This is a genomic window from Bradyrhizobium sp. USDA 223 (assembly GCF_044909005.1).
In the GTDB taxonomy this organism is placed as follows: Bacteria; Pseudomonadota; Alphaproteobacteria; order Rhizobiales; family Xanthobacteraceae; genus Bradyrhizobium; species Bradyrhizobium yuanmingense.
Map to the genome: position 1 here is coordinate 6,381,446 of NZ_JBIYDR010000001.1, position 13,593 is coordinate 6,395,038.

General features: G+C 64.9%; 18 protein-coding genes. 12 read left to right on the plus strand and 6 right to left on the minus strand.

The window, feature by feature from the left end; all coding sequences use genetic code 11:
- The first annotated feature begins 34 nt into the window (after positions 1-34).
- From rpsP to ABIA40_RS29745, 6 genes are all read left to right on the plus strand, one after another.
- Positions 35-367, plus strand: coding sequence for a 30S ribosomal protein S16 (gene rpsP, locus ABIA40_RS29720; RefSeq protein ID WP_025032875.1), 333 nt, complete (start codon positions 35-37; stop codon positions 365-367).
- Between the two features lie 6 nt (positions 368-373).
- Positions 374-928: a ribosome maturation factor RimM gene (rimM, locus tag ABIA40_RS29725; RefSeq protein WP_404546397.1), complete on the plus strand. Its 555-nt coding sequence runs from the start codon at positions 374-376 to the stop codon at positions 926-928.
- 117 nt (positions 929-1,045) lie between these two features.
- Positions 1,046-1,789 carry a tRNA (guanosine(37)-N1)-methyltransferase TrmD gene (gene trmD / locus ABIA40_RS29730; RefSeq protein WP_404544767.1) on the plus strand — a complete coding sequence of 248 codons (744 nt, stop codon included), beginning with the start codon at positions 1,046-1,048 and terminating at the stop codon, positions 1,787-1,789.
- Between the two features lie 110 nt (positions 1,790-1,899).
- Entirely contained in the window at positions 1,900-2,280 is a 381-nt protein-coding gene (rplS, locus tag ABIA40_RS29735; protein WP_212431686.1) for a 50S ribosomal protein L19, read from the plus strand.
- A 445-nt stretch (positions 2,281-2,725) separates the two neighbouring features.
- Entirely contained in the window at positions 2,726-4,132 is a 1,407-nt protein-coding gene (leuC, locus tag ABIA40_RS29740) for a 3-isopropylmalate dehydratase large subunit (protein ID WP_275500544.1), read from the plus strand.
- Between the two features lie 90 nt (positions 4,133-4,222).
- A complete protein-coding gene (locus ABIA40_RS29745; RefSeq protein WP_404544770.1) occupies positions 4,223-4,429 on the plus strand; it encodes a hypothetical protein in 207 nt (68 codons plus the stop codon).
- 162 nt (positions 4,430-4,591) lie between these two features.
- Here ABIA40_RS29745 and ABIA40_RS29750 read toward each other — a convergent pair whose 3' ends face one another.
- The 3 genes from ABIA40_RS29750 to ABIA40_RS29760 form a co-directional block, all read right to left on the minus strand.
- Complete coding sequence (locus tag ABIA40_RS29750) at positions 4,592-5,134, minus strand: hypothetical protein (protein ID WP_404544772.1); 543 nt, start codon at positions 5,132-5,134, stop codon at positions 4,592-4,594.
- Between the two features lie 188 nt (positions 5,135-5,322).
- Positions 5,323-5,583 (minus strand): hypothetical protein, encoded by a 261-nt coding sequence (locus ABIA40_RS29755; RefSeq protein WP_404544774.1) that lies wholly within the window; start codon positions 5,581-5,583, stop codon positions 5,323-5,325.
- 26 nt (positions 5,584-5,609) lie between these two features.
- On the minus strand, positions 5,610-5,885 hold the full coding sequence (locus ABIA40_RS29760; protein WP_271543696.1) for a hypothetical protein: 276 nt from the start codon (positions 5,883-5,885) through the stop codon (positions 5,610-5,612).
- Between the two features lie 156 nt (positions 5,886-6,041).
- Here ABIA40_RS29760 and ABIA40_RS29765 point away from each other — a divergent pair, with 156 nt between their 5' ends.
- The 4 genes from ABIA40_RS29765 to ABIA40_RS29780 all read left to right on the plus strand — a co-directional run bounded on the left by ABIA40_RS29765 (position 6,042) and on the right by ABIA40_RS29780 (position 8,741).
- Positions 6,042-6,440, plus strand: a complete 399-nt coding sequence (locus ABIA40_RS29765; RefSeq protein WP_157285946.1) for a metallopeptidase family protein — start codon at positions 6,042-6,044, stop codon at positions 6,438-6,440.
- 169 nt (positions 6,441-6,609) lie between these two features.
- Positions 6,610-7,215 carry a 3-isopropylmalate dehydratase small subunit gene (gene leuD / locus ABIA40_RS29770; protein WP_027573022.1) on the plus strand — a complete coding sequence of 202 codons (606 nt, stop codon included), beginning with the start codon at positions 6,610-6,612 and terminating at the stop codon, positions 7,213-7,215.
- 79 nt (positions 7,216-7,294) lie between these two features.
- Complete coding sequence (locus ABIA40_RS29775; protein ID WP_404544777.1) at positions 7,295-8,080, plus strand: hypothetical protein; 786 nt, start codon at positions 7,295-7,297, stop codon at positions 8,078-8,080.
- A 241-nt stretch (positions 8,081-8,321) separates the two neighbouring features.
- Positions 8,322-8,741, plus strand: a complete 420-nt coding sequence (locus ABIA40_RS29780; protein WP_404544779.1) for a hypothetical protein — start codon at positions 8,322-8,324, stop codon at positions 8,739-8,741.
- An 8-nt stretch (positions 8,742-8,749) separates the two neighbouring features.
- Here ABIA40_RS29780 and ABIA40_RS29785 read toward each other — a convergent pair whose 3' ends face one another.
- Together ABIA40_RS29785 and ABIA40_RS29790 are read right to left on the minus strand one after the other, a co-directional pair.
- The gene (locus ABIA40_RS29785) at positions 8,750-9,523 is read right to left on the minus strand and encodes an N-acyl homoserine lactonase family protein (protein ID WP_404544781.1); all 774 of its coding nucleotides are present in this window, start codon (positions 9,521-9,523) and stop codon (positions 8,750-8,752) included.
- Positions 9,524-9,534: 11 nt separating this feature from the next.
- On the minus strand, positions 9,535-10,428 hold the full coding sequence (locus tag ABIA40_RS29790; protein WP_404544783.1) for an AraC family transcriptional regulator N-terminal domain-containing protein: 894 nt from the start codon (positions 10,426-10,428) through the stop codon (positions 9,535-9,537).
- Positions 10,429-10,637: 209 nt separating this feature from the next.
- Between ABIA40_RS29790 and ABIA40_RS29795 the strand changes: the two genes are divergently transcribed.
- Positions 10,638-11,393: an SDR family NAD(P)-dependent oxidoreductase gene (locus tag ABIA40_RS29795; RefSeq protein ID WP_157285950.1), complete on the plus strand. Its 756-nt coding sequence runs from the start codon at positions 10,638-10,640 to the stop codon at positions 11,391-11,393.
- Positions 11,394-11,771: 378 nt separating this feature from the next.
- On the plus strand, positions 11,772-12,584 hold the full coding sequence (locus tag ABIA40_RS29800) for a Crp/Fnr family transcriptional regulator (RefSeq protein WP_404546399.1): 813 nt from the start codon (positions 11,772-11,774) through the stop codon (positions 12,582-12,584).
- A gap of 41 nt (positions 12,585-12,625) precedes the next feature.
- On the opposite strand, the gene ABIA40_RS29805 is transcribed toward ABIA40_RS29800, so the two are convergent.
- Positions 12,626-13,507 (minus strand): CoA ester lyase, encoded by an 882-nt coding sequence (locus ABIA40_RS29805; protein ID WP_271543524.1) that lies wholly within the window; start codon positions 13,505-13,507, stop codon positions 12,626-12,628.
- Between the last annotated feature and the right edge of the window lie 86 nt (positions 13,508-13,593).

Consider the following 13,593-nt stretch of genomic DNA (forward strand, 5'->3'; position numbering starts at 1 on the left):
GTACTTTGCAAACCACACTTTCAAGGAGAACTGAATGTCCGTCGTTATCCGCCTCGCCCGTGCAGGCACCAAGAAGCGTCCCGTCTATCACGTCGTCGTCGCCGATTCGCGCTTTCCGCGCGATGGCCGCTTCATCGAGCGTCTCGGCCATTTCAATCCGCTGCTGCCGAAGGACAACGAGACCCGCCTCAAGCTCGACATGGACAAGGTGAAGGCCTGGCTCGCCAAGGGCGCGCAGCCGTCGGATCGCGTCGCGCGTTTCCTCGACGCCGCCGGCGTCAAGAAGCGCGAGGCGCGCAACAACCCTGAGAAGGCCGTGCCGCGCAAGGAGCGCAAGGCGCAGGCCGAAGCCGCCGCGAAGGCGTAAGGCCGGATCATGTCGGCGCTGGTCTGCGTCGCGCGGATCGGCGCCGCGCATGGTGTGCGCGGTGCGGTCAAGCTGTGGACCTTCACCGAGGATCCCTTCGCCGTCCGCCGCTACGGTCCGCTGTCGACCAAGGACGGCAGACGCCAGTTCGAAATCGCGCAGGTGCGCGAGGCGAAGGACCATCTGGTCGCGACGTTCAAGGGCGTCGCGACCCGCGATGAGGCCGAGCGCCTCAACGGCATCGAGCTCTATGTCGCGCGCGACAAGCTGCCTGCGACCGATGAGGACGAATATTACCACACCGATTTGATCGGGCTCGCCGCCGTCACAACTGATGGCGATGCGCTCGGTCGCGTGCTCGCGATCCATAATTTCGGCGCCGGCGACATCATCGAGATCGCGCCGCTCAAGGGCCCGACGATGCTGCTGCCGTTCTCCAACGCGGTGGTGCCGGATGTCGACCTCAAAGGCGGCCGCGTCGTGATCGCGCTGCCGCAGGAGATCGAGGGCGATCGGGACGATGCTCCTCCTCCCAATGCCGCCGAAGGCCGGGACCGATAACCACAGGCCGGAATTTTTCGCTAAGCTGATCGCTCCAGCTATCGCAAAACGGGCTGCGGTGGTTATGGGTCCCGGGCTCGCGCTTCGCGCGCCCCGGGACGACGAGATTAGGATGCAATGACCAATCCCTCACCCTGGCGCGCGACGGTGCTGACGCTGTTTCCGGAGATGTTTCCGGGGCCGCTCGGCGTGAGCCTCGCCGGCCGGGCGCTCGCGTCCGGACTCTGGCAGATCGAGGCTCGCGACATCCGGGCGTCCGCGACCGACCGCCACCGCAGCGTCGACGACACGCCGGCCGGCGGTGGCCCGGGCATGGTGCTTCGGGCGGACCTCCTGGCCGCGGCGATCGATGCCGCCGGGACCGGGCCTGAGCGTCCCCGCCTGCTCATGAGCCCCCGGGGTCGGCCGTTGACTCAGGCGCGCGTCACCGAGCTCGCCGAGGGCCCCGGCCCCCTGATCGTCTGCGGGCGATTCGAGGGGGTGGACCAGCGGGTGATTGACGCGCGCGGCCTGGAGGAGGTCTCGATCGGGGATTACGTGCTGTCCGGGGGCGAAATCGCAGCCATGGCCGTGCTCGACGCCTGCGTCCGATTGCTCCCGGGGGTGATGGGCAAGGAAGCCTCGGGAACCGAGGAGAGTTTTTCGGACGGCCTGCTCGAGTACCCCCAATACACCCGCCCGCAGCTGTTCGAGGGGGTTCCGATCCCGGCCATCCTCACCTCTGGCGACCACGCCAAGGTGGCGGCGTGGCGGCGGGCCGAATCCGAGGCCCTGACGGCCGCCCGGCGCCCGGATTTGTGGGAAAAAGCCGCGAATCGGGGGAGCGGCCAAAAAACGCCAAAAAACAAGACAGACGGGTGACAAACGCTCCGGCTTGCCTTATAGGAGCGGCCAAATCCGCAATGGCTGGATAGATGAATTTTGCGCAGCCCCCCGTTTCCAGGGCTGGGCGCGCCGATGGAGATTACCCCATGAACCTGATCAAGCAGCTCGAGCAGGAGCAATTCGACAAGCTGTCCGCCGGCAAGGATATCCCGGAATTCGGCCCTGGCGACACCGTGATCGTCAACGTGAAGGTGGTCGAAGGCGACCGCACCCGCGTGCAGGCCTATGAGGGCGTCTGCATCGGCCGTTCCGGCGGTGGCCTCAACGAGAGCTTCACCGTACGCAAGATCTCCTACGGCGAGGGCGTCGAGCGCGTGTTCCCGCTGCTCTCCCCGATGATCGACTCGATCAAGGTGGTGCGCCGCGGCAAGGTGCGTCGCGCCAAGCTCTATTACCTCCGCAACCTGCGCGGCAAGTCGGCCCGCATCGTCGAGAAGCAGGATCGCCAGGCCGCCGTCGGCGAGTAAGCTTTCGTCACCACGCAAGTCTTTCGAAAGCGCGGGGCTCGGCTCCGCGCTTTTTTGTTGGCTCTGCTGTCATTGCCAGGAGCCCTTGCGACGAAGCAATCCAGACCGTCTCCGCGGATGCATTTCTGGATTGCTTCACGGAGCCTGTCATCGGGCCGCGCTACGCGCGGACCCGGTGGCTCGCAATGACGAGCTGAAACTCTCGCGCTTTAGCTTTCGCGTGCTATATAGCTTCTAGAATGTTTCCAGATCCGACCAGCTTCGCCCGCATCCAGCGCATCGTCATCGACGATCGCTCGCGGCTGCCTGGCCGGTTCTTCGGACGCTTCGCGACCTCGGCAACGTCAGAGCTTAGCCGCGCAGCCTAAAAGCTGCGCTGACGATTTTGTTGCCCGCGCGCTCTGCCGCGCTCATCGCTGACACACATTCTTCGGAGCTCGAGCTCATGTCCAAGCCGACCACCCTGTACGACAAGATCTGGAACGACCATCTGGTGCACGAAGCCGAGGACGGCACCTGCCTGCTCTACATCGACCGCCATCTGGTGCACGAGGTGACCTCGCCGCAGGCGTTCGAAGGCCTGCGCGCCACGGGGCGCAAGGTCCACGCGCCGGAGAAGACGCTCGCCGTCGTCGATCACAACGTGCCGACCACCGACCGCACCAAGCCGAATCCCGATCCTGAAAGCATCGAGCAGATCAAGGCGCTCGCCGAGAACGCCAAGGAATTCGGCATCGAATATTACAACGAGTTCGACAAGCGTCAGGGCATCGTCCACGTCATCGGCCCCGAGCAGGGCTTTACCCTGCCCGGCACCACCATCGTCTGCGGTGACAGCCACACCTCGACGCATGGCGCGTTCGGCGCGCTCGCCCACGGCATCGGCACGAGCGAGGTCGAGCACGTGCTGGCGACGCAGACGCTGATCCAGAAGAAGGCGAAGAACATGCGCGTCACCGTCGACGGCCAATTGCCTGATGGCGTGACGGGCAAGGATATTATCTTGGCCATCATCGGCGAGATCGGCACCGCCGGCGGCACCGGCTACGTGCTGGAATATGCCGGCGAAGCGATCCGTGCGCTCTCGATGGAAGGCCGCATGACGGTCTGCAACATGTCGATCGAAGGCGGCGCGCGCGCCGGCCTAGTTGCGCCCGACCAAAAGGCGTTCGACTTCCTGCGTGATCGTCCGAAGGCTCCGAAGGGCGCGGCCTGGGACGCGGCGATGCGCTACTGGGAGAAGTTGCGCTCCGATGACGGCGCGCATTTCGACCACGAGCTGCGCCTCGATGCCGCAAAGCTGCCGCCGATCGTGACTTGGGGCACCTCGCCTGAAGACGTGATTTCTGTCACCGGTATCGTGCCCGATCCCGACAAGATCGCGGACGAGGCCAAGCGCATCTCCAAGCATCGCGCGCTGAAGTATATGGGCCTGACCGCGGGAACGAAGATCACGGACATCAAGCTCGATCGCGTCTTCATCGGCTCCTGCACCAACGGCCGCATCGAGGATTTGCGCGCGGCAGCGAAGATCGCGGAAGGCAAGACCGTCTCGGCGAACGTCAACGCCATGGTCGTGCCGGGCTCCGGCATCGTGAAGGAGCAGGCCGAGGCCGAGGGCCTGGACAAGATCTTCATCAAGGCCGGTTTCGAATGGCGCGAGCCGGGCTGCTCGATGTGCCTTGCCATGAACCCGGACAAGCTGAAGCCGGAAGAGCGCTGCGCCTCGACCTCGAACCGCAATTTCGAAGGCCGCCAGGGTTTCAAGGGCCGCACCCATCTGGTGTCGCCGGCGATGGCGGCGGCGGCGGCGATCGCAGGCCACTTCGTCGACGTCAGGGACTGGCGCTGAGCTGGTTCCTGCAATTGTAGCGATCGCGGCAAAGCGTCGTTAATCGGCGGCGCCGACGATGTCCTCGCGACGGTTTCGCGAGGACACGTCATGGCCAACAAGCCGGAATATGTCGATCTCATCAGCGAGGCCACGCGCCAGCACCGGCGACGCGCGCCGTTGCGCATCGTCGCCAAGCCGGAGGTCGAGGAGACCTCCAAGCTCAGCCGCTGGCCACCGGCGATGTTTCGGCAGTGGAAGCTGGAGAACCTCACGCGCTGGACGTCGGCATCGTGGAAGCTGAAGGATTGGCTGTAGCCATTCTCTCCGTCATGGCCGGGCTTGTCCCGGCCATCCACGTTCTTAGACGCACATGGAAAGTTCGTGGATGCCCGGGACATAGGCGAGCGGAAGCGACGCCGTCCTTCGGACGGCTATGCCCGGGCATGACGAGTGCGGCGCCAGCAAAAACTCACATCATCAATAGTACCGGTACGGATAGTGCCAGCGCGGCCAGCGGCAGACGCGGCGCGGGCCGTCATAGGTCCAGATGATCCGGCAGCGGCGCGGATAGTGGTAGGCGGGATAGTAGCCGCCGACATAGTAGCGCCGGTGGAAGTGACGATGGCCGAAGTGGGGACGATGATGGCCCCAGTGCCGGTGGACCCCGCCATATCCGCCGTAGCGAAAGCCGCCATGGCGATGGATGCCGACATGTCTGTGGTGAAAGGCCGGCGCGGCGCGGAAGCCGCCGCCATGGAAACCGCGGCCGATATGTCCGCCGCCGCCGCGAAAACCGCCCCCGTGAAAATGCCCGCCGCCACGATGTCCGCCATGCCCACCCTGGCGAACCTGCGTGACGAGATCCTCGGTCGCGACCTTCGCCGCGGGCGACGTGGCCGGATTGATCAACGTGAGCGCTTCAGCGCGACGCACGCTGCCGGCCGACAGCATCAGCGTCGCGGCGGCCGCAAGCCCAAGCAAGCGCATCGGGCCAGCCCGGCGGCCAAACATTCTCAGCATGGAATCCTCCCTGAATCCGGACGGCAGAGCTGCGACATCTCAGCCGCGCCATTGCCGTTCAATTGCGGTCGCTCCCGGGATCAAGTTGCGGACAGCGATGTGAACGCGCCATGAATGAACGAAGCACGGCGCCGCGCTGCGACGCCGTGCCTCGCGCGATCCCAAAGCCGACGGTTCAAGACGGCGCCTTACCAGAAGGGCCCGTAGCTGAAGATGAACGGCGCGGGCACGCCATAGGGATAGGGACGATAATGGACGGGGCGCGCGTAGTAGCGCGGATCGCGGCGTACGGCAGGCCGTGCGATGTCGTAGGTCCGCGCGTGTCGTCGCGCATCGAAAACCGCGATTCCCGCCGATGCCTCCGGGATGGTCGCCCTTGGCGCGGCGGACGCGCGAGGCAGTCCGGCGGCGAGCGCGGCGGCAATTGCCAGTGCGATCCATCTTGCCATCACACCCTCACGAGGCCGCCGCGAGGTCAACCTCGGCGCCAGTAGCAGCTCACGCGCGGCACGATCACCGTGCCGCTCGGCCGGTACTCCTGCACATAGGTGGCGTTGCAGACCCGGACCGCGTCGGGGCCGGGATTGTAGCGGGGATAGACGCCGTCCGGGCTGTAATAGGGCGTGATGCGCAGGCGCGGCCGCTTGCGCAGCGGGGGGACATCGTCCGGCGAGACCAGTTGGGCCATCCGGATTTCGGAACTGGCGGCCTGCGCCTCGGCGCCGACGCAAAGCTGCGAAAACAACCCCATGCACAGTAGAGTCAGCGCTGTTTTCGTTCGCATTTTTCCGCCCACCCTGAAACGTCCCGTTGACGACCCACGCTCCCCGTTTTGGCGGCGCCCGTCAACCTCGCCGCGCTTATAAAGCCAGATGCATCAGCGGGAAACCCGCGCTAAGAGGTGCTCATGTGGACGGAATTGAAAGCCCCTTCGCTGGCCGAAATGGAAGCGATGGCTCACGACGTGTTCGAGCGCCTGCCGGCGGAATTTCGCAAGCTTTGCGAGGGCGTGATCGTCCGTGTCGAGGACTTCCCGACCGAGGAAGTCCTGGACGAGATGCAATGCGAGAGCGAGTTCGACCTGCTCGGCCTGTTCCAGGGCGTCGGCCTGCCCCAGCAGAGCTTTGGCGACGTGGCGCGGCTGCCCAACATGGTCTGGCTCTACCGCCGCCCGATCCTGGACTATTGGGCCGAGCACGACGAAAGCCTCGGCCACATCGTCCGCCACGTCCTGATCCACGAGATCGGCCACCATTTTGGTCTATCGGACGACGATATGGCCGCGATCGAGGCTAAGGCGGAGTAGGACGCTCTCGGTCCACCTCTCCCTGCCGGGGAGAGGTGAAATCCCGATGCCGCGCCAGTTCGGCTTCAAACCCCTAAGGCAGATTAGATCTGCCGAATTCGGCCTAGGATTTCCGGCCCGATCGCGATAAATAGCCGGTTCCCTGAACCACGTGCGGGAAAGCGCAACCATGGACAAGTTCACCACGCTGGAAGGCGTCGCGGCGCCGCTGAAGATCATCAATGTCGACACCGACATGATCATTCCGAAGCAGTACCTCAAGACCATCAAGCGCACCGGCCTTGGCAAGGGGCTCTTCTCCGAGCAGCGCTACAAGGACGACGGCAGCGAGAATCCGGATTTCGTGCTCAACCAGCCCGCCTATCGCAATGCGAAGGTGCTGGTCGCCGGCGACAATTTCGGCTGCGGCTCCAGCCGCGAGCACGCGCCCTGGGCGCTGCTCGACTTCGGCATCCGCTGCGTGATCTCGACCTCGTTCGGCGACATCTTCTACAACAATTGCTTCAAGAACGGCATTCTGCCGATCCGCGTCAGCCAAGAGGACCTCGACAAGCTGTTCGACGACGCCGAGCGCGGTGCCAACGCGACGCTGACGATCGACCTGCCGAACCAGGAGATCCGCGGCCCCGACGGCGGCAAGGTCAAGTTCGAGATCGACCCGTTCCGCAAGCACTGCCTGATCAACGGCCTCGACGACATCGGCCTCACCATGGAGAAGAAGGCCTCGATCGACTCCTACGAGGACAAGCTCAAGCGCGAGCGCGCCTGGGCCTGATCGCAAGTTTTTGTTGAGCCCCGGTGCCGCAAGCGCCGGGGCTTTTTCTTTGCCTGGATTGTCCCGTATAGATTTGCCCATGCTGCCCGAGATCGTCACCTTCTGGCATGGCCCGATGGATGCGCTGCGCCAGACCTGTCTGCACTCGCAATTGGCTGCCGGCCACAAGGTCACGGTCTACAGCTTCGATCCGATTCCCGGACTGCCGGCCGGCGTCGCGAACGCGGAGGCGGAAGCGATCCTGCCGCACGCGTTCTCCGAACGCCTGCGCCCCCCGCAGCCGGACGGCAGCTGGCGCGACTGGACCATTCTGCAGTTCAGCGACTTCTTCCGCATGAAGCTGATGGCGAAGGGCCTCGGCCTCTGGCTGGATGCCGACGTGCTGCTGCTCAAGCCCGTCGAGATCGATCCGGCAAAGCCCTACTTCGCCTGGGAGCGGCCCCGCCAGCTCGGCAATTCCGTGCTCTATCTGCCGCAAGCGCACGGCATCGTCGCCGCGTTCGAGGAGCTGATGGAGCAGGAGGAGCTGACGCCGGACTGGCTGTCGCTGCGCCACCGCATCACCTTCATGATGCGCCGCCTGCGCGGCGGCTCGAACCGGCTCGCCGATATTCGCGTCGCGATCTACGGGCCCGCGGCGCTCACCGCGCTGGCGCGCCGCACCGGCGAGCTGCAGTACGCATTGCCGAAGCAGTCGTTCTATGCCGTGCATGCCGAGCCGAAACTGTTCTTCGATCCCTCGAGCTATCTTGGCCTCGTCGCCGACCCCGCCATCATCGGCCTGCACATCTCGCCCAAGGGCCGCGGCGGCGAGAAGCCGATTCCGGGCAGCCTGTATGCGTGGGCGGCGGAGCGGTTCAGGTAGCTGCTGCGCAGGAAGTGCGCTCCCTCTCCCGCTTGCGGGAGAGGGTTGGGGAGAGGGTGTTTCCGCAAAGGGACAATCCCCAAGAGGAAAGAGCCCTCACCCGCGCCTTCGGCGCGACCTCTCCCGCAAGCGGGATAGGTGCGGAGGCCGCGGCTCCTTTCCCTGTTTGATCCAGCGCAACGCGCCGCTGCATCATTGTGCTTATCTCGCTCCAATTCCGCTCGTCCGAATGGAGCTTGCCATGAGCACCGCAACCAGGCCCTATCCCATCGTCCAGGATCTCATCGAGTCCTTTGCGAACTGGGTGAAGCATCGCCGCGAGATCAACGAGATGCGGCAGCTCGACCGCGCCGATTTCGACCGGATCGCCAATGATCTCAGGATCGCTCCCGACGATCTGGAGGAGCTGGTCCGTCATGGCCGGCACGCCGCCGACGAGCTGCCGAAGCTGCTCGATCAGCTCGGCATCAGCACTGAGGCGCTCGGCCGCGCGCAGCCGCTGCTGCTGCGCGACCTCGAGCGGGTCTGCTCGTTCTGCAATCACAAGGGACAGTGCGACCGCGATCTCGCCGACGGCACCGCCGCGGAGAACTATCACGGCTATTGCGCCAACGCCTCGACGCTGGAGACGCTCGAGCGTGCCGAACATGCGCTGCGGTGAGCATTGCGTTACTCGATCCACTTTGGCGCGTAAGCCATCCCCTGGCTTTGCGCCGTATCGTGATTGATCCAGATTTCGGCGTTCTCGACCCGTAGCAGCTCGACCACCTTGGCCATCGACGCAACCGTCGCCTGCGGGTCGGCATTGAACGACGGTACGCGCATGTGCCGGAGGTTGTCCCGGTTGTGCGCGACGTCGCCGCTCAGCAGCACGGCGCCGCGCCGCGGCAGCCTTGCCATCAGCGAGCAATGCCCAAGCGTATGGCCGGGGGTGAAGATCATGCGCACCGCGCCGTCGCCAAAGATGTCGTGGTCGCCATCGACGATCTCGAAAGGCCGCTCCCGCAACGCCTCGTAGTGCGGCAGCGAGTAGCCGAACTCGTCGGGCTCCGGCCCGAACATGGCTTCGAACTCGGCCCGTTGAGCGATCCATCTTGCGTTTTCGAACAGGTCGACATTTCCGATATGATCGAAATGCGCATGCGAGAGGAGGATCGTGCCGATGTCGCGGGGCCGCACCCCGATTTCATCCAATTGGTCCGCGATGGGACGACGCACGATGCCGCGTATGCCGTGGGCGATGATGCGCCCTTCCGGAACCTTCGCCAGCTCATCCGCTATTCCCGTATCCCAGATCAGCCACTCACCGCGATGACGGATGAGATAGGCATTGCAGCTCAACGTCATGGGAATGCCGACATTGATGCCGGGAGAATAGATCGAGCCGTCCTCGACCTGCGCAATGCCTCCGTCGAGGATGTAGATCCGGTCGATGGTCGCCATGTGAGAACTCTTCAAGCCGCCGATTCGACGCGCCGCTTCGCCTCGCGCATGTCGCGCCCAGGCGGCATGCCGAACAATCGGCAATATTCCCGCGTGAACTGCGTAACGCTTTCGTAGCCGACCCGATGAGAGGCAGTCGCGATGCTCGCGCCATCGGCGAGCATGGTACGGCGCGCCTCGATCAGACGAAGCTGCTTCTGAAACTGAAGCGGGGTCAGCGACGTGATGCTGCGAAAATGCAGGTGAAATGCCGACTGGCTCATCCCGGCGGCCTTGGCAAGCCGGTCGACCCGCAAAGGCGTGGCATAGTCGGCGCGAATGATCGCGACCGCACGGCCGATCCGCTGCGCATGGCTGTCGGCCATGCCGAGCGCCCTGATGGCGCCACCGTGCCGACCGGCCAACAGCCAATAATGCAGCTCTCGCAGCACTTGGCTCTGGAGGATCGAGGCGGATGAGGGCCGATCGATCAGGCGCAGCAACCGCAGCGCCGCGTCGCTCACATCCGGCTCCGTCGGCTCGACCCGCAGCGGCTGGGACGGAACGTAAGGCGCCGCCCCCATCTCGACGACCAGCTCCTCGATGATAATGGGATCGAGCTCGACGACGAGCGACAAATACGGCACCGCGAAAGTGGCGCGCGTAATCTGGCTGACCGTCGGCACGTCGCTCGCGATCACCAGCGAATCGCCCGCACCCAGGTCGAAGGACGTGGCGCCGACCGCAACGCGCTTGGCACCTTGCAGCACCAAAGCCACCAAGGGCTTGGCGATCGCAAATTGGAGCGCGCTCGGCGCGGTCTCACGAACGATTGAGATGCCGGCGAAAGGCGTTGACGCGAGGCCTTTGCCGTCGGCGTGAGCTGCGGCGTAATTGCTGGCGATCTGGAGTAGCGTTTCGGTCACGGGCCCAATCTAGGCCGCGCCAAGCATGCCGGCAATTGCCGAGGGGCGATCAGGCAAGAAGACGGTAGTTTCAGGCAAGCCTGAAGGGGCTACATCTGCCGCCGGCCGCATTCCTGGAGGATTGGGCAAGACGACCACAGGATCCGGCAACATGCGCTTCTCGATCACAGGCAGAAAGGGCCCGTCGAAACTTCACGAGGAATTTCCAAATGCCCACCATTTCGCTCGTCACTGGCGCCAGCCGGGGCCTTGGCCGCAATACCGCAATCGCCATCGCGCGTCACGGCGGCGACGTCATCGTGACCTATCGCAGCGGGGCCGCCGCCGCCCGCGAGGTCGTCACCGAGATCGAGGCGCTCGGCCGAAAAGCGGTCGCGCTCCAGCTCGACGTCACCTCCGTATCGACCTTTCCGGCGTTCGCCGCAAAAGTCCGGTCAGCGCTGGCGGAGCATTGGCACGCCGACAAGTTCGATCATCTCGTCAACAATGCCGGCCAAGGCGAAATGGCCACCTTGGCCGAGACGACGGAGCAGCAGTTCGACGCACTGTTCGACACCCATGTCAAAGGGCCGTTCTTTTTGACGCAGGCCTTGCTGCCGCTGCTCGGCGACAATGGCCGGATCGTCAACTTCTCGAGCGGGCTGACGCGCGTGTCGTTCCCCGGCTTCTCGGCCTATGCCGCAGCCAAGGGCGCCATCGAGGTTCTGACCGTCTACATGGCAAAAGAATTCGGCGAACGCGGCATCACCGCCAACGTCGTTGCGCCGGGCGCGATCGAGACCGACTTCCTTGGCGGCGCCGTCCGCGACATGCCGGATCTAAACAAGCAGTTCGCGCAAATGACCGCGCTTGGCCGCGTCGGTGTGCCCGACGACATCGGGCCGATGGTCGCGAGCCTGCTCGGTCCGGAGAATCGCTGGGTTACGGCCCAGCGCATCGAGGTGTCCGGCGGCCAGACGATCTGAGTGCGGCGGCATTGGCGCACTCCGTCGCGACGCGACGGAGTGTGCGAGCCCTCAGCCCTTCCGCATCACCGCGATCGCATCCGCGATCTCGTCACCGCTACCGCCACCGAGAACGACCCGACCACCTGCCGGACCGCTGATGGCAGCGTACAGCAGAGCTTTCACCTCTTGCGCATCGCCCGGTGGCAACGGGCGTAAATAGTATGACTGTTTGCGCGGCCAGGATGCGGGAAAGCTCACCGCAAATATCCGTGCTTGATCTCGACTATTAGCTCTGTTTGGATCGCTACCGTTCCGCAATTCGCATTTCGGATAATCATGGCGAATGAAACAGATGATTCCCGTCGTTCGTTGGGTGCTCGTTCAACAGAGGACACCGTGACTGCCCACCGCAAGGGCATCGGGAATCGGCTGTTGGCGGCGCTGCCGCCGGCGGATCTCGCTTTGCTGACGCCCCACTTCCAGAAGGTCTCGTTCGAACCCGATGCCGTCCTGGTGCGATCGGGCGACGAACTCGACCCGGTCTATTTTCCCCATAGCGGCGCGATCGCCTTCATGCTCGATATGCCGGACGGGCAAACGGTCGCGACCAGCTTGATGGGACGCGAAGGCGCTTTGGCCTCGTTCTCCGTGCTCGGCCCCTCGCCTTCGTCCGTGACCGCGATTGCTCGCACAGCCGGCACTGCATCGGTGATTTCCGCCGCCAAATTTCGCGCTGCCCATGTGCAAAGCGCAGCGATCAGGAATGTCGTGCAGGTCCACGCCCGCGCCGTGTTGCTGCAGCTGCAGCACGTCGCCGCTTGCAACGCGCTGCACCGGGTGGATGGCCGAATGGCGCGGTGGCTCCTGCAGCTTCACGACCGCGTTCCGGAGGACCTGCTTCCGGTGACGCAGGAGGCGCTGGCGCAGCTGGTTGGGGTACGGCGGACGACAGTAACTTTGACGATGAGCAAGCTACGCGAGGCCGGCGCCATCCCGTCCGAGCGGCGCGGGTTTGTCGAGATCCATCGGACGCGGCTCGAGAGGATCGCATGCGATTGCTATGCGCTCATGCAGCGCACGATCGATCGAATGTATTGCCAGGAATTGGCCGCGCCGCAGCCTGCCGATGCGCCGTTCCGGCAAAGCGCCATCGCCGCCTCCCACGGAGCGGGCGGTGAATTCAAAGCCGTTTCGCGGGCGGGACGATAGAGCGCAAAACTTGCGGCGCGTGGAGAAGTGGATCTCGCGCCTCAGCCCTTCCCCATCGCCGCGATCGCGTCCGCAATCGCAATGGTGCGCCGGGCCATGTCCGCGTGCAGGCGCTCCACCATCGCACCATCGAGGCGGATCGCGCCGCGCGAGGCGTTCTCGGGCAGTTCGAACGCCGCGATGATCTTTCGCGCGCGGGCGACTTCCTCCTCCGGCGGGGTGAAGATGGCGTTGCAGGCGTCGATCTGGGAGGGGTGGATCAGCGTCTTGCCGTCGAAGCCGAGATCGCGGCCTTGCGCGCATTCGGTGGCGAAACCGTCGGAATTGGCGATGTCGCTGTAGGGACCGTCGAGGATCTCGAGGCCGTGCGCGCGGCTCGCCAGGATGCAATGGGTGATCATCGGGATCATCGCGGCGCGGCCCGGCAGCATCCTGATCCGCGTCTCGCGCGAGATGTCGTTCGGGCCGAACACGAAGCCCGAGAGACGGCGCGAGGGATCGCGGCCGGCGGCGGCCAGTTCCTCGGCATGCAGCACGGCGCGCGCGGTCTCGATCATGGCCCAGACCTTGACGGTCGGCGCGGCGCCGAGCTCGGCCAGCTTGCGGCCGATGGCGTCGAGATCCTCAACACTCGAAACTTTTGGAACCAGGATGCCGTCCGGCGAGGCCTTGGCAGCCATGGCGGCATCATCCGGCCACCAGGGCGTGTCGAGGCCGTTGGTCCGGATCAGGACCTCGCGCCTGCCAAATCCCTTGGCGGCGATCGCCGCCGCAATGCCGTCGCGTGCCGCCGCCTTGGCCTCAGGAGCGACGGAATCCTCGAGGTCGAGGATCAGGCCGTCGGCGGGGAGATTGCGCGCCTTTTCCAGCGCGCGCGGGTTGGAGCCGGGCATGAACAGATGGCTGCGGCGCGGGCGGGTCATGCTGCGTTCCTTCCTGGTCTATCGTCCCCCAGCCGATAGCATTTGGCCTGCCCATTCGAAAGGCTTGTCGGCCTTGGCGGTATGTG